The organism is Marinifilum fragile (genome assembly GCF_963677365.1).
Taxonomy (GTDB): Bacteria; Bacteroidota; Bacteroidia; order Bacteroidales; family Marinifilaceae; genus Marinifilum; species Marinifilum fragile.
Genome location: NZ_OY781962.1, coordinates 1365478 through 1381447, shown reverse-complemented (window position 1 = coordinate 1381447; position 15970 = coordinate 1365478). Strand labels below are relative to the sequence as shown.

Below are 15970 nucleotides of genomic sequence, written 5' to 3'. Positions count from 1 at the left end.
CGCTTTATCTTATTTGTTATCATTTGTAGCTCATCAATTCAATGAGTCAGGTAATTCATGTTTAATTTTTAGATCTCTTGCATTCGGTGCAAGAATTACAGTTGTTTTATGAAATTACAACCAAGCAAAAAGAGCCGTAAACCAAGACTTGTGCTCTTACACCAGTACTATTCATATACTGGATTTTATAATTTTATCATTTCAAATCTTAAGAAAGCAATTCTTCCATTACTTCTGATTGTGGGATTGTTGTTCTTTCTGGAATACTATGTGCTCGATTTTGAGAACCTCTTCTATACAACTACTAAGGATCTGCCTACCATTGGCCTGTTAAGCGTATTCTTTGTTTCAGAATCTTTACTTGGATTGATTCCACCAGAACTGTTTATTGCATGGGTTAAAACCCTTCCCAGCCCAATTGTTTACCTGTCGATATTGGCGCTTCTATCCTATTTGGGTGGTTGTGTTTCCTATGGCATTGGACGATTGGTTTTGCGCATTCCAAGTCTGAAAAACTGGATTGAAGTAAAAATAGGCAAGCATATTCAAAACATTAGAAAATGGGGCGGTTTTTTGATTATTGTAGGAGCATTACTGCCAATCCCATTCTCCATTGTAAGTATTGCTTCAGGAATTATCCGATTTAGCTTTAAAAAGTACTTGTTTTATGGCTTATTCCGCTTTCTGCGATTCTATATATTTGCCATAGCGATATTTAGATTGATGAGCTAATCAGGGAACAATGAGCAATGAACAATTATCAATTAATAGTGAGCAGCAAGCTATGAAAGAGTACAAGCAAAAGTCCCTTTTAGGGGATTTAGGGGTAGACTAAAAAAAGCCTGCTTTTAAACCGATGCTTGAACAGTAAATCATATTGGTAGATACGGCGTAAATGCCGTATTTACAAAATCAATTTGTGAACTTTTCTTTACATGCTTATCAGTATATAAAGCAGCCTGAAACATCACAGCGGAATCATGGATATAAAAACATTCATGATTCAAGGGAAAACGCCCAGTAATGAAAGTTTTTCATACTTGGTGGTTTTGTTATGTGTGAAAGTGAATTGCGAATTACATGAAAGTGTTTTATCGCATTGACTTTTCAATTTTACAACTTTTCCACATTCAAACTTTTCGAGACTTTCAGAAAACAAAAAAGGACCAACTTTCGTTGATCCTTTTCGTTCGAGTGCGGATGAAGGGACTCGAACCCCCACGCCCGAAGGCACTAGATCCTAAGTCTAGCGCGGCTACCAATTACGCCACATCCGCCTTGCGTTTGATTGCGGTGCAAATATGAGTATTTTTTCTTTTCCTACAAAATTCTTTTGGCTAAAAAACCTCACCAACCCCTTTAAAAATGGAAGATTCAGCCACAACACACTGATTTTCAAACGAAGATTTTTTATAAAAAAATTTCACTTTAATTAGTCAATTGGCTTCATCACAAAAACACCATAGCACTCATGATGATCGTAGCTGTGACCTACGATTTGATTTTGAGAATTCAAGATGCCTTCCCAGGTATCCAAATGATACTCAAACTGCTTTTCACAATCTAAAAGCTCCACATTTGTGCCTGTTACGCTAAAGTTGGTGCCATCGAAACTTCCTTCCACATCTTGCTGAACACGAAAAGGAGTTTCTCCTTCTATTCGTTCGGTATAAACTACAACCCCGGTAAGCTTCTCTCCTTCTTGGGTAAATTCGGCAAAACCTTCATCGGTACCAAATCCAAAATCTTCGTTAAACGACCAACGTCCTGTAATGTTCTTCATCAATTTGAGGTATTTAATAAATGAGAAACAAAAGTAGGAAACATTATTTAGTTTAAACTAAAATCAATCTCAAGTTTCGACATGTTTAGGATATTTGTATCGAGCCGTAATAGACAAAGTCTTTTTAAATCCTCTAATTCACCAGGGTGCAACATGAAATTACAGCTACCACTCCCAATAGGGATTACAATTTTTCTTTGATAAGGCGAATGAGCATTCTGCTTTACCGCTGCCGCAATATTAATATCGTGAAGATATTCTGCAAACTGATAATATTTATCCTTACTCGAAAAATTGATATTCATATTATTGAATTCCATATGGATTGACTGGCAGGAATCACATTTAAATAAACAGCCATTAGACGTTCTGTTGTATATCATACTGTTCTTATTTAGATTAATTACACAAATTAATCGGAAATGTGCTGCTTTAACAATACCAATATGTTGGGATATTTTAAAATCCAAACCCCAAGCCACAAAACCCAATCAGCAAATTCCAATATTAAAATTCACAATTGATAATTCATCATTATCATTTATAATTCATAAATTCTCAACTATCTTTGTTGATTCTAAATCTGGAACGGGCAATACAGCCTGTATTCAATATTTAAATGATTTGTTTATGATCGATCAATCCACCATATGCGCAATATCAACTGCTCCGGGCAATGGAGCCATTGCCATTGTGCGCCTTTCGGGAGAAAATGCTCTCGATATTTGCGAGAAAGTTTTTACGCCTGTTAAAAGCAAAAAAATAAGTGAACAGAAAGCCAATACCGTACATTTTGGAACCATTCAGGATGAAGGTGAGGTTATTGATGAAGTACTGGTAAGCTTATTCAAAGCTCCACACTCCTACACCGGCGAAAATTCGGTTGAAATCGCTTGTCACGGTGCTCCTTTTATTCAGCACCGCATTCTGCAAACTTTAATCAAGAATGGAGCACGCACAGCCAATCCGGGTGAGTTTACCCAACGTGCCTTTTTAAATGGCAAAATGGACCTGTCGCAGGCCGAGGCGGTTGCCGATTTGATTGCTTCCAACTCTGCTGCTGCCCATAAAGTGGCGCTACAGCAAATGCGTGGTGGCTTTTCCAGCGAGATTGCCAGATTGCGTGAACGATTGCTCAACTTCATTTCCTTAATTGAGCTGGAGCTTGATTTTAGCGAAGAGGATGTTGAATTTGCCGACAGAACACAATTGACCAAGCTGGTGAATGAAATCCAAAACTTGATTCAGAGACTGGTGGATTCCTTTGAGTTGGGGAATGTAATTAAGAATGGGGTTCCTGTAGCCATTGTGGGAAATACCAATGTGGGGAAATCTACCCTTCTGAATGCCCTTTTGAACGAAGACAGAGCCATTGTTTCCGATATTGAGGGTACAACCCGCGATGTGATCGAAGACACCATCAATCTGGGCGGAATTACCTTCCGTTTTATCGATACTGCAGGTATAAGAACCACCAAGGACCGTATCGAGAGTATGGGGATTGAGCGTACCTACAGCAAAATGAAGCAGGCACAAATTGTAATGTTATTGGTAGATGCCGACCGAGACATGGAACGCATTAACGAATCGCTTGCCAGCGTGAACAAAACCATAGATCGCGATTCACAGCATCTTGTGGTTTGTATCAACAAGATCGATTTGATTGAAAACCCTCAGGAGATTGCCAAGAACTTAATTGGCATGCAAGCAGAGGACAAATTGTTGTTCATTTCGGCCAAGCAGAAGCAAAATATCGATGCGCTTACCGCCGAATTGTTAAAATCGGTGAACATGAGCAAGGTAAACGAGCAGGATGTGATTGTAACCAACATTCGCCATTTTGAGGCCCTTAAAAATGCCTTGGGTAGCATCGATCGTGTGAATGATGGATTGCAAACACTGATTCCGACCGACTTCCTGGCACAAGACATTCGTGAATGCCTTCATTTCCTTGGTGAGATCACTGGTGATATCTCAACCGATGAAGTCCTTGGGAACATATTCAAAAACTTTTGTATCGGTAAATAAACCAATCCAAATATATCATTCAGAAAGCCTCCAATTTGGGGGCTTTTTTTATTAAAAGGCCTACCTTCCACTCTAATCGGCTCTCCTTGCATACAAATGAGCAGGATAAGAAAATTATCCCACAAAAAATCCCCCTTAAGAAAAGGAGGATTTACCCGTTAAAAAATGTTGTTGGTATAAAAACTTTCGAGGATAGATAAATACTAACAAAATGCTTTTATTTTTGTCAGTAAGCCGAGGCCCTTAATTCCCTTTTAAAACTTTCGTCGGTTTAACTCGAGAATTTGTGGAGCCTCTGCTTTTTTATTTATGCCTCTTGTTCTTCTATTTCTTCTTTTGCGTTTTTGGTTTTGCGCGTACGTGCATCCGTCATGTACACTTGCGAGCAATCATTAACGAATGCAGCTATCGCTTCATACTTTTGGTTGGGCGCAATGCGATTCAAAACCTCAATGGTATCAAACAACTCTTCACAGGCCAAACGCAAATTCTTGTAAACCTGATCTGTGTTGTAATCTGCCTTCTGAGTTTCAATTACCGATTTTTCTTCTGCAAGCGCTTCGTAAGCCGCATTATCATTAAGCATTTCGGTATACCAATCTGTACCACCTACAGCAGCAATAAGAGCTTGATTCGCCTCCGAATTCAACTCCTCACTTAAGCTAGCCATTTTTGCAGATTGATTCTTTTGACCACCTGCATGCAAAGACCATCCATGCCCTCTGATAATTCTACAAATTTTATCGCCTGCATTTGCAACCGTTTCATTATTTCGATGCATACAAGCCTCCATTAAATTGCGAAAAGCCACATATGATTCATCTCTACGAAAATCTTTCTCGTGTAATAGAGATGTAAAATCACTCGACTTGCTCCTATTGGAAGCTTTCAATGCTGTTGCCAACATTGCATCGAATTTTGCCATTGCAGCATCTAACTGTAAACCTTCTGTATCTATAGATTTAAGATGCTTTGAAATTTTGTTGCCATATCCCAATAATTCGTCGATAAGCAACAGACTAAAAGTCATTTTTATAAACATATCTCAAAAATTTAAAGGTTAACCAAGCAACATTTATTAACAGAATAATAAATTTAGTAGATTATTTTTTGAACACAATAATATTACTATGATTTTTTAATATTTATTTTTTAGATCATTAGGCATTGATATTCATGCAAAAAAATACATCAAACCAAACGAACTTATATTACCAGTTAAATACTCATAATTATAAATTCAAACAAATTAGGCTTTACAGGTGTTTATACAACATTTTAGAAAGTATCCCAACAAATTACAAGAGAACCAAGACGGAAACTAGCACCAAAAAATGTCAAACTTTTCTCTGTGAGAATTTATCCTCTCACTTAAACTACAGGAGAGTATTTTTCTTGTTCCAGCCTATCAAAATTTTGAAAATTCACCCTCTGGCGCAATTCAGGACGTCAACTTTTTGCAAATTGAGCTCCTGTGGCTAGCCAGCAGATCAATTTTTCGCTCGGCAATGTGCTGGCGCAAGCCAGGAGCTTAAAAATTTGCTCGGCGACCCTCTGGCGCAATTTAGGTGGTCAATTTTTGATTTTTTAACCCTCTGGGGCGAGCCAGAGCATCAACTTTTTGTTGGGCGATAGGCTGACTCAAGAAAAATATTGAGCAAAGCCTTTACAGATGGCCTTTTGAGAAAGATTGAATATTAGTAGAAAATATTTATTTCCTGATCTATTCCATTTGCACCTATTCTCCTATCCCATTCAATTGCATTTTGCCACTCAAAATTTCAACTAAATAATGTTCACTTTCATTCGTACAGATGCTTGCAAAATAAATGGCATTGCTGCCATAATCCCAATCCTTTAATCGGGTGCTGGCTATGCGGTATTTATTTTGGAATTTTGGGGTTATTATTTTGATGGTGTGGAAGTGTGATGTAGAGTATCTTTTTAATTCTATTTATTGATTTGGAACGCCCCCAACAATACACAAAAAAGCCAACCCAATGGTTGGCCTTCATATTATAAGTTATTCTAATTTAGAATTATTTCCTCAGTTAATTTCTTTTGATTTGCTAACGCTATACTTTCTCTGTATTCTCTAGCTTCAGCCTTCAATGTCCACTTGGCTTCGATCTTTTGACTTTCAATCTCCTCCTTGATTTCTTTCAATCCAATCCTGAAAAATTCTTTTCGAGGGTTAACTTTATTGAGCTGATTTTCTTGTGGAAATAAGGGCCTATGAGTTTCTATTTTTAAAAGTTTCAAATAAAAAACAAGCTTAGCATATACTCTTGGTTTGATATGTTTAAAGAAATGAATTTCACTAGCTTTATCTGTAAAGTCTTTTTCTGAGACCAACTCCTTCATTTTATGCAAAACTAAAGTACAGAGACCAATGGCTTTCTCAATGACAAAAAGTACATCCTCATTCGTATCTTTTAAAGTCATGAGTTTTTTCTCCAAATTTTGACTCATTTGCACGTATATCTCATTCATAGAATCACAAGTTTAAGTTTATTGATCTAAGAATTGTCTTCAGAGTGATAGCTAAGATAAACTAATTTAAAATTGACTTACCTACCATTTCTCCCAACGGATATTGTCTGGATCATATTTATTATTTTAAACTTAAAATCAAAATAATAACTGCCGCTGTTAGCAAAACGTTAAGCACATCGCTAATATTAATTTTCTTAATTGCTCCCTAGTTTGTCTTAATCCAGTTTTTTTAGCTTCAATACATCCAGGGATTCAAGTATTTCCTTTGAATTCTCTTTATATCCGATAAAATGGACAGTTTGCATATGTTTATTCAAAGCCTCTTGACTTTTCCAGATTTCATACATAACAAACACATTGGGCTTTTCCACACTGAGATGCAAATCATACCGAATACATCCTTTTTCTTTTCTACTTTTTACAACTAATTGTTTTAACAATTCAAGCATTTGGACTTCACTTCCTTTTTTAGTAGTTATGCTAGCAACCAGTGTAATAGTTTCCATCTGTTTTGAGTTTTTTTGAGTTGTTAATTCATTTGTTTTAGCATCAATACCCCATAAAAGGTTAATGACAGCTATCATTATGAAGGTGATGAGATATTTAGCTTTCATGTACAGGATTTTATATTTATAAAATCTATCACTGTTTTTCCGATGGAACTGCCGGATTCCATTTTTCTATGTACTTCCTTCAAAGTTTCCACACAGAATTTTTTATATACGCAATTCAATGTTGATTTGATTTTTTTACTTTCCATAAGGCCAGCAAGCTGGTTTAAGATATTTCGCTGAACATTCTGTCCTTCTGTTATATATATTGCTTTTGTAAATACATATTCCCACGAAAGTGTAACACTTTTCATTCGGATCATATTCAAGTCTAATGCCCACTTACTTTCTGCGATACAACAGATATGCCCCTCTGGTTTAATCAATTTGGACATGATTTCCCAATAGTCGTCCGTGTTCACACAGTTCAATATAAAATCAACATGTTCATGGCCGGCCTGTTGCATCTCCCCAACCAAGTTCCTGTGATCCACTACAAGATCTGCCCCCATATTCTTACACCACTTCTTTGATTCTAACCTGGATGCAGTAGTAATAAGATGTAATCCCGTCATTTGCTTTACCAACTGAATGGCAACCGAACCAACTCCGCCAGCCCCTCCAATAATCAAAATTGATTTTGAGCATGTATCCTCTTGGTCCAATTTCATTTTTTCAAACAGAGCTTCCCACGCAGTAAGTGAAGTCAATGGCATTGCAGCAGCCTCTAAAAACGGAATACTTTCCGGTAAATGACCTACAAGATTTTCATCAACCAACTGAAATTCCGCATAACTTCCCTGTCGCGTAATGTCTCCTGCATAAAACACCCGGTCGCCCAACTTAAAATAATCCACTTTGTCACCAACAGCCACAACCGTTCCTGCAGCATCCCATCCCAATATCTTGGGCTGATCATGAGGCTGCAGTAGATTTGTATTCTGTCGAACTTTATAATCAACAGGATTTACTGATATGGCTTCAATCTTAACAAGTATATCATTAGCAGTAGGAATGGGCTGTACCAAATCCAACTCAATAAGACTGTCTGCTTCACTGATAGGCAATGATTTTTTAAATCCGATTGCTTTCATTTTCAACCTTTCATATATGGGTAATCTGTATAACCTCTAGCATCGCCTCCACCAAACAATGTATGACCGTCAGAAATTTCATTAAGTAGTGCATTCTGCTTTACCCTTTCAGGATAATCCGGATTGGTCAGAAATTTACGTCCAAAGCCAATCAAGTCAACCAAATTTGCTTTCAAAAGCATTTCGCCTTCCTCAGGAGTTTTATTACCTGTTGCAATGATGGTATTACTGAAAACCTCTCTAAGCTTTATTCTAAATTCAGTAGGAATTTCTGGTGCATCATCCCAATCAGCTTCACATAAATGAATGTAGGCAACTCCCATTTTATCCAATTCCTGACAAGCAAGCATTATGGTATCCAAAATTTTAGGATCATCCATGTCTTTAAATTTGATAAAAGGAGATAATCGAACACCCACTTTTTCTTTTCCTACTTTTTGGATTACAGCTTGAGTTACTCTTATTAGAAAACGAATACGATTGGTTGTGTTAATACCGTATTCATCTATTCTTTGGTTTGAATTGCTACGTAAGAACTGATCTATTAAATAGCCGTTAGCCCCATGAATTTCTACACCATCAAAATCCGCTTCATTGGCATTAATAGCAGCAGTGGCAAACTCTTCAATCACCTGATCAATATCTTTATAGGTCATTGCTCTTGGCTTTTCTACAGGCACAAATGTGGCATCTCCATTAGATGTCCCGTCGAAAATATAAACGCTGGTATCCTTCGCAGTACGAGCTGAAGGAGCAATTGGCTGTAAACCATTCACCTTTGAACTGGATACCCTGCCAACATGCCATAGTTGCAAGAATATTTTACCCCCATTTTTGTGTACTTCTTCCGTTATCAGCTTCCATCCTTCCACTTGCTCTTTGGTATATATGCCCGGTGTTTGGGCATAACCTTTACCTTGCAAGGACACTTGTGTAGCCTCAGTAATAATTAATCCGGCGGAACTCCTTTGTCCATAATATTCTGCCATTAAAGAATTTGGCACATCTCCAGGTTGAGTGCTGCGTGATCGTGTCATAGGAGCCATGAGAAAACGGTTTTTTAACTCAATGGCACCCATTTTATATGGGTCAAAAAGATGTCTTATTTCCATGATACAATTTCATTTAAGTTTCTACGAGTTTTAGTATTTGGTTCTCTTTGCCTGTAACCAAATGCCAACATATATGATAGCCCAAATTTTTCGGTGTCAACCCCAAACTTTTCCTCCAACAAGGCTTCTGTTTTCTCCTGGTGGAAACCTTCAATAGGGCAAGTGTCAATCCCAATCATTGCTGCGGAGGTCATCATATTGCCCAAGGCAATGTAAGCTTGCTTGGATGCCCAGTCAAATAGCTTTCTTTCATTTGTAAGATCAAAATCCGATTTCTGGAAGTTTTCGAAAAACTCCCCCTTACCTTTAATTACATCTTCGGGTAACTGTTGTACATTTTTCATGAAGTTTTGAATGTATTCACTGTCCCAGAACATGAGTGGCTTTTTCATGGTAAGGCACAATATAAAATGACTGGCTGTATCAAGTTTTAGAGGTGCTCCCCATGCATTTTCTTTCAGTGCATTGCGAAGCTCCTTATCCTGAACTACCACAAAATGCCAGGGCTCAAAGCCAAAGGAACTTGGCGAAAGGCGTCCTGTTTCCAGAATAAATTTAAAATCTTCGTCTGTAATTTTTTTATTTACGTCAAACTCCTTACAGGCATGACGAAACCAATAAGCATTTAATATTTCCTGTTTATTCATCGGTAAATCATTTTTTTAATTGATAACTCATTATCTTATTATCCATCATTAAAGGGATATAAATGGTTTTGGAATTTTTATCGAAATAGGTATCAGCGCTACCCTTTGGCAGATCCAAGACTGAAATAACAGTACCTTGTTGGGTTGAATAGTATAGTAACTCCCCCTTTAGCCAGTCTGTAAGCAGGAAACCATGTAACGTCTGGCTTAAACCATCCAGGTTTCCTATTGGTTTACTGACAATTTCAACATTTCTACTTTTCAGGTCGATTCGATATAAAAAACCTTGTTCTTTGGTTTCATAGGTTTCTGGATTCAAATTGTTTCCCCAGCCCGCTGCATATAAATATTTCGATGTAGTATACAAACCATTGGGCATGTACAGTTGGTCGCCCTCAATCCACTTTTCAAGTTTTCTATTACCTCTTGCGGGAAGCCTATAGATAGCACTAAAACCAAAGGTATTACTCACATATACATTGCCCTTCTTATCTATGCTTACATCATTTAAAAAAGTAGCATCTGGAATTTCATGTGTGGAAACCCTTCTACTTTTAATATCGATTTCAACAATTTTGTCAATATCGGCAGCATATAGTTTCCCCTTGTAAATAGCAAGTCCTTTTGGGGCATTTAACCCTTCTGAAGCCCATTTTTTTTCAAGTATTTCACCTTCCAGGCTAACTTTTGATATGTAACCATTACCATCTTTATCTGTTGGGGTACCATTTACATTGGATACATACAACACATTATTTTCTGTGTCGAGTACTACACTTTCGGGATTACTAAACCCTGCTGTTTCCCATTGTTTTTCCAACTGAAAGGGTAATTTGTTTTGCGCTTGTACAATTGATACTATTAGTACCAATAAAAGTGTATAAAATTGCTTTTTCATTCTTTTGATTTTTTGCTAATAATTCAATTAGAATACTTTAATAGTAGAAAATATTTATGCGCATTTACATTCGTAGATAATTAAACAAAGTTCCATTTGCCATCTTCTCAAATAAATTAGCGCATTTCAAATAATTCTTGATGAAATTTTGAATTAAGTCCATTTCTTTGAAGGTATTTCTTTATTGATTCACCCATTTTTGAGGGTCCACAAAACCAAACACTTGCAGATTTCCAATTCGAAACAGAATTTCGGATATGGTTTCCTGAAATTAAAGCTGATTTAGAGGTTTCAAATAAGTGTAAATTGATGTTGGCTTCTGCTGAGAGTTGCTGTAACTTTTTCTTAAAATTAGAATCTAATTTTATTACTGAGTAGAAAAAATCAATTTTTTGCATATTATTCTGTTGTGCCAAACGCTCCATTCGTGCTAGAAAAGGAGTAATGCCAACACCTCCGGCTATCCATATTTGACTTTCTTTGTTGTCCTTAAAAGTAAAATCGCCATAAGCACCTTCGAGTACTATCGAATCGCCAATTTTTAATTTATCGGCCAAAGTATTGGTATAATCACCAAGAGCCTTAATTGTAAAACTGATATTTTTGGTCTTTTTATCCCAAGCCGAACTTATTGTAAAGGGATGATGCAGCTCTTTTTTTTCAAATTTCAGAAATGCAAATTGCCCTTCATTATGTCCTTTCCAGTTATCGCTTTTCACTATTAATTCAAACATATTCATATCGGGATATGTATTGATAGACTGAATAGAACCTTTAAACTTTCGTTTCCTGCCCACTTGCCCCAGAAGAACAATAAACGAAGAAATTGCTCCTACTATCATTATAATTGCCATAATTATACCAATTGGTTGTGTCCAATAATTGATATACATAAGTGCAAACGAATGAAAAACTAACACCAAATAAATTATTGCCATTGCAATGTGAGTTTTTGCAAAAATGCGATAGGGTATTTTCTTTAGCAAGGCCATAGTGAGAAATAAAACTGCTAAATAAAATGCGTACTCACCTACTTGAAGAGCCAGAGTTTCAAGAGATTCCAAAAATACTTCAAATGCGATAGGTGTAAGGTCTAAATTTTCAGTGGCGCCTGAAATAGCATCTAAAATTATTAACTTATCTAATTGTGACCACCAGTCTGGCAATTTTGACACTAACCAGTGCAAAACGGAAAACGAAAATGCAACAATACCAAGCCATTTATGAAGACGGTAGATTTTATCAAGTCCGCCCAATCGTTTTTCAATCCACACAGGACGAGTTGCCAATATCATTGCAAAAGTCATAGCAGAAAATGCAATGATTCCGGTATATTGAGTCAAACTCTTCGTAAATAAGTTGGAATCAAACGGAATATACAGCAGCGTATTTGTAAAAAACCAAATTAAGGTGATAAAAACAAATGATAAGAGTAGTGCTAGTTTTATTTTGCTCATACTAGATTTCCAATTTTATTAGAGCTACCTATTATTATTCTTTGAGAATTTATATTAGGCAAACTCTGAACAAAAAGGTAAAGACAATTCATTAACTGCCTTTACATACAAATAAAAATATTTTTTAATTCAATTAAAGTTCAGTGATGACATCTTCTTTTGCCATACGTGCTTTAGGTAATTTACGGTTGTAATCTTTCCCATCTTTGTGATAACCGATTGCCAAAGCAAAAGTACATTCGTAATCATCACCTAACTCTTTGGCAAATTCTTTTTGAATTTCATCAGCATTGACCCCTTCCATTGGTGTAGAATCGATATTCAGGCGTGCTAATGCGTGTAACACGTTACCCAAGGCAATGTACGTTTGAGCTTTTGTCCAATGTCCATTGTTTCCATTTTCATCAGCCACCATCTTCGCAAATCCGAATGATGCTTCCAGCCGTTTATCATATCCTTTTTGATTCAAGCGTCCGGCGGCCATACTAGCGTCTAATCGTTTTTTGTAATCCTCTTTGCTAAAATGCACTTTATTGGCAAAAAGGATTATTTCCGACGCATCTGTAGCGTGAGGTTTATTGAATTTATATTTTTTAAAAGTACTTGCAAAACGTTGTTTTGCTTCATCACTTCTAATAACAATAAATTTCCATGGCTGCGAGTTAATAGATGAAGGCGATAAGCGTAATACTTCTTCTATTGTTGTCAAATCTTCTAGTGAGACACGTTTTGTTTTATCATAGACTTTTGCCGTATAACGAGTGTTCATATCTTTGATGATTTGATTACCAACAGATACATTTGATGTTTCTTCTTTTTGTGTACAGGCCCCTAAAATTCCTGCTACAACCGCTAAAATTAAAATCCTATTTTTCATTTTTCAACGAAATTATTTAAAGTCCAAAATTAGGATAAGCTATATCCTTATATTATTATTATTATTATTATTATTATTATTATTATTATTATTCTGATGATTAAATAGTATATTTAATGAATAACCTTCAAGTATTAAGTACTCAATTCTTGAAACAAAGACCTTTTTTTAGTCTTTGGTACTCATGGGACAATACAAAGTTTTATAATACATGGGCTCTAAGAAACCAAGCTAATTTTTCATGTTCTTCAACCAACATGGTTATAAAATCTGCATTACCCGCATCATCATATTGATCATTAAAGGGATTGATTAATCCTCGCATGTAACGAATGATTGTTTCGTGATCATCTAACAGTATTTGTATAAATGCAGATGAAGTATTAGGTCCGGAAAGATTCTCGTCCAATTCTGAGAGTTTCAAAAAGCTACTCATATTAGAAGGAGGATAATGTCCAAGTATTCTTACACGTTCGGCTATATCATCAATGTATTCATTGATTTTATTGTATTGATCTTCGAACAACTTGTGTTTATCGGCAAAGTCAATACCCACTACATTCCAGTGTGCATTACGCGTTTTGGTTACCAATACATATTCATCGGCCAATAACTTGCTTAGCCCTTCGGCTACCTTCTGGCGGTTGGCATCTGTAATGCCAATGTTTATTTTCTTATCCATAGCTTTTTTTATTTATTATACTTGATTTCGGAATTGTCAACTGGGGTATCAGGATCATTTAGAACCATTTTGGCAATCTCATCTTTTCGCATAAAAACGACACCTCCATGTTTCTTTGCATACTGAATGAATTCATCAACAACCTTAACTACGGCAGGTGAACCTCCAATGCGGTCATGAAGGCTTACACTCATCATTCTTCGTTTTGTACCAGCCTCTTTATACAGTTGGTCAAATTCAGCCTTTAGCTGATAAAGAAACTGGTCGGGACTCCAATTCTTTCCAGCAATGTTTACGATATCGTTATTTCGTAGAGTATACGGCATCACTACGAATTTTTTATTTCGCACCATGGTAATGAAAGGCTCATCACGACTGACATCATCAATGTGATACAAAAAATCCAACTCCTGTAGTACTTTCAATGTATTTACACTTCGACGTAACCAATTGCAGTTGTATCCTACGGCTCTTTGTCCGGTTAAATTCTCTACAAGGTCAACCCCGTTTTTTACAAACTTGAGTTCATCTTTATAGGATAAGTTCCACTGGTCGTCCCACGCAATACCATGTGCTGCAATTTCATGCCCCCTGTTGGCAATGGCTTTAGCAACTTCAGGATACTTGCGAGCCGCTTCACCCACAACATGTGATGTAACTTTTATACCATGCTTGTCCCACAAATTAAGCATGCGGTAAACTCCTTCAGTAGCACCATACCGAAACCAGCTTTCGGCTGGTAAGTCAGGTGTTCCTTTTGGTAGGGGATTTCCAGAAAAAGGGCTTTCTGCTCCTTCGGGTTGTCCTCCTGTTTCAAACTGCATAGAGAAGGATATAACCAAACGAGCGTCGTTAGGCCAATGTGTTTCTGATTTGTTTTGCGCTAATAAATTTCCAAATAAAGCAAAGCTTAATACGGTAATGATCAAAGTGATTTTTCTAATATTCATAACTTATTATTTTTAAATATTTTATTATCTATTGAAATTTGATTGTAGTCAATGTAAACCATAAGGAAAAAGAAATACAAGGCATATATCATTTGGAAGCTTACCCATTCCCAGTTCTCTTTCAGGCATGAACCAAAAACTAGAATCAGAATTATAATTGCCCCCCCTGCAATAGCTTTACGAGTAAACAATCCTGCAGTAATTAAAATACCAATACTGAGTTCCAGAAATGGCAAAACACTTGCCCACATACCCACTAAAGATGCAGGAAGCAGTGTATCCTGAAAAGAATCCAGCATCCATATTTTAAAATCGAATAATTTTGGAAGGCGAACCAAGCCATGCCCCAATAAATTGATACCCATTGTTATTCTAGCAAACAAAAAGGCCAACTCTTTGTCTTTGTTTCTCATGTTATCTTCTTACTATTAATTATTTCGTATTGTAAAAAATGATACCAACAAAGTTAATTTCATACCACGCATCCCTTCCTGTATAAATTCATTATAAAATTGTATATTTGGACTATGACTAGATTTAAACAACACATTCCGTTTGTAGTCCTGGAATTTGAAGGTGACATATGGGATTATCCACCACACAATCATGATCATTTTGAGATTATTCTAATAAAGAAAGGAATAGGAAGACACATTATTAATGAAGTGCCTTTTCAATACAAAGCCGATGATATCTTTTTAATTGCACCGAATGATTTTCATTACTTCGAAGTAGATGAAAGAACCTCATTCTGTTACTTAAAGTTCACTGATCTAATCTTTAAGAAAGATGGAAATATACAAGAAAAGGCTAAGTGGATGCAAAGGATCGAATCTGTCTTGTTTAATCCTAATCTAATTCCAGGTGATGTTAGGTATAATGAAGACGATAAAAAAAGAATACTTCATATTGCTGAAATAATACTAGACGAACACCATAATCCTCGCAATTATAGTACTGAAATAATCTCAGATGCCGTAAGTATGATTCTTAGTATAATTGCAAGAAATATTTGTAATCTTTACTGTGAAAAGCAGGTTAAAGCTGAAGCTAATAAGGGTAAGATAAATGAAATACTAACTTACATCCGTCATCATGTATATGATCCTGAAAAAACCAGGATTGAAGTAATTGCTGATCACTTCAGCATGTCGAAAAATTACATCAGTATATTCTTTAAAAAACATGCTGGAGAGTCTTTACAACAATATATTTTAAACTATCGAATGACACTTGCAGAAAATAGGATTCGATTAAGTGATTTTACCATCTCTGAAATTGCTTTTCAATTGGGGTTCACTGATGAGAGTCATTTAATTAGGCATTTCAAAAAAAGGTATGGGGCAAATCCTGGAGAATATAGAAAAACTCTTGCTGGCCTGCATGATGGATAAA

Annotated in this window: 17 protein-coding genes and 1 tRNA gene; 3 read left to right on the top strand and 15 right to left on the bottom strand. The window is 36.2% G+C overall.

Going from position 1 to position 15970, the window contains the following annotated elements; translation table 11 throughout:
* Positions 1 to 108: 108 nt before the first annotated feature.
* Positions 109 to 732: a YqaA family protein gene (locus ACKPCA_RS05300; protein WP_054721169.1), complete on the top strand. Its 624-nt coding sequence runs from the start codon at positions 109 to 111 to the stop codon at positions 730 to 732.
* A 463-nt stretch (positions 733 to 1195) separates the two neighbouring features.
* On the opposite strand, the gene ACKPCA_RS05295 is transcribed toward ACKPCA_RS05300, so the two are convergent.
* The 3 genes from ACKPCA_RS05295 to ACKPCA_RS05285 all read right to left on the bottom strand — a co-directional run bounded on the left by ACKPCA_RS05295 (position 1196) and on the right by ACKPCA_RS05285 (position 2166).
* A tRNA-Leu gene (locus tag ACKPCA_RS05295) sits at positions 1196 to 1277 on the bottom strand.
* 155 nt (positions 1278 to 1432) lie between these two features.
* On the bottom strand, positions 1433 to 1783 hold the full coding sequence (locus ACKPCA_RS05290; protein WP_321281795.1) for a hypothetical protein: 351 nt from the start codon (positions 1781 to 1783) through the stop codon (positions 1433 to 1435).
* Positions 1784 to 1830: 47 nt separating this feature from the next.
* Positions 1831 to 2166 (bottom strand): DUF6686 family protein, encoded by a 336-nt coding sequence (locus ACKPCA_RS05285; RefSeq protein WP_321281794.1) that lies wholly within the window; start codon positions 2164 to 2166, stop codon positions 1831 to 1833.
* Between the two features lie 247 nt (positions 2167 to 2413).
* Between ACKPCA_RS05285 and mnmE the strand changes: the two genes are divergently transcribed.
* Positions 2414 to 3811, top strand: coding sequence for a tRNA uridine-5-carboxymethylaminomethyl(34) synthesis GTPase MnmE (gene mnmE / locus ACKPCA_RS05280; protein WP_321281793.1), 1398 nt, complete (start codon positions 2414 to 2416; stop codon positions 3809 to 3811).
* Positions 3812 to 4118: 307 nt separating this feature from the next.
* Here mnmE and ACKPCA_RS05275 read toward each other — a convergent pair whose 3' ends face one another.
* The 12 genes from ACKPCA_RS05275 to ACKPCA_RS05220 form a co-directional block, all read right to left on the bottom strand.
* On the bottom strand, positions 4119 to 4853 hold the full coding sequence (locus ACKPCA_RS05275; protein WP_321281792.1) for a DUF6261 family protein: 735 nt from the start codon (positions 4851 to 4853) through the stop codon (positions 4119 to 4121).
* 986 nt (positions 4854 to 5839) lie between these two features.
* The gene (locus tag ACKPCA_RS05270) at positions 5840 to 6304 is read right to left on the bottom strand and encodes an RteC domain-containing protein (RefSeq protein WP_321281791.1); all 465 of its coding nucleotides are present in this window, start codon (positions 6302 to 6304) and stop codon (positions 5840 to 5842) included.
* 218 nt (positions 6305 to 6522) lie between these two features.
* Complete coding sequence (locus tag ACKPCA_RS05265; protein ID WP_321281790.1) at positions 6523 to 6921, bottom strand: putative quinol monooxygenase; 399 nt, start codon at positions 6919 to 6921, stop codon at positions 6523 to 6525.
* The gene (locus ACKPCA_RS05260) at positions 6918 to 7952 is read right to left on the bottom strand and encodes a zinc-binding alcohol dehydrogenase family protein (RefSeq protein ID WP_321281789.1); all 1035 of its coding nucleotides are present in this window, start codon (positions 7950 to 7952) and stop codon (positions 6918 to 6920) included. The genes ACKPCA_RS05265 and ACKPCA_RS05260 overlap by 4 nt, the downstream gene beginning before the upstream one ends.
* 2 nt (positions 7953 to 7954) lie before the next feature.
* Complete coding sequence (locus tag ACKPCA_RS05255) at positions 7955 to 9064, bottom strand: alkene reductase (RefSeq protein ID WP_321281788.1); 1110 nt, start codon at positions 9062 to 9064, stop codon at positions 7955 to 7957.
* Positions 9055 to 9711 carry an NAD(P)H-dependent oxidoreductase gene (locus tag ACKPCA_RS05250; RefSeq protein ID WP_321281787.1) on the bottom strand — a complete coding sequence of 219 codons (657 nt, stop codon included), beginning with the start codon at positions 9709 to 9711 and terminating at the stop codon, positions 9055 to 9057. The genes ACKPCA_RS05255 and ACKPCA_RS05250 overlap by 10 nt, the downstream gene beginning before the upstream one ends.
* A gap of 7 nt (positions 9712 to 9718) precedes the next feature.
* A complete protein-coding gene (locus ACKPCA_RS05245) occupies positions 9719 to 10609 on the bottom strand; it encodes an SMP-30/gluconolactonase/LRE family protein (protein WP_321281786.1) in 891 nt (296 codons plus the stop codon).
* Between the two features lie 116 nt (positions 10610 to 10725).
* Positions 10726 to 12066 carry a ferredoxin reductase family protein gene (locus tag ACKPCA_RS05240; protein ID WP_321281785.1) on the bottom strand — a complete coding sequence of 447 codons (1341 nt, stop codon included), beginning with the start codon at positions 12064 to 12066 and terminating at the stop codon, positions 10726 to 10728.
* Positions 12067 to 12199: 133 nt separating this feature from the next.
* Positions 12200 to 12943, bottom strand: a complete 744-nt coding sequence (locus ACKPCA_RS05235; protein WP_321281784.1) for a nitroreductase family protein — start codon at positions 12941 to 12943, stop codon at positions 12200 to 12202.
* 202 nt (positions 12944 to 13145) lie between these two features.
* On the bottom strand, positions 13146 to 13625 hold the full coding sequence (locus tag ACKPCA_RS05230; RefSeq protein ID WP_321281783.1) for a Dps family protein: 480 nt from the start codon (positions 13623 to 13625) through the stop codon (positions 13146 to 13148).
* Between the two features lie 8 nt (positions 13626 to 13633).
* Positions 13634 to 14575 (bottom strand): polysaccharide deacetylase family protein, encoded by a 942-nt coding sequence (locus ACKPCA_RS05225; protein ID WP_321281782.1) that lies wholly within the window; start codon positions 14573 to 14575, stop codon positions 13634 to 13636.
* Positions 14572 to 14988: a DoxX family membrane protein gene (locus ACKPCA_RS05220; RefSeq protein WP_321281781.1), complete on the bottom strand. Its 417-nt coding sequence runs from the start codon at positions 14986 to 14988 to the stop codon at positions 14572 to 14574. Before ACKPCA_RS05220 ends, ACKPCA_RS05225 begins: the two co-directional genes overlap by 4 nt.
* A gap of 114 nt (positions 14989 to 15102) precedes the next feature.
* Between ACKPCA_RS05220 and ACKPCA_RS05215 the strand changes: the two genes are divergently transcribed.
* The gene (locus tag ACKPCA_RS05215) at positions 15103 to 15969 is read left to right on the top strand and encodes an AraC family transcriptional regulator (protein ID WP_321281780.1); all 867 of its coding nucleotides are present in this window, start codon (positions 15103 to 15105) and stop codon (positions 15967 to 15969) included.
* Position 15970: the final 1 nt, after the last annotated feature.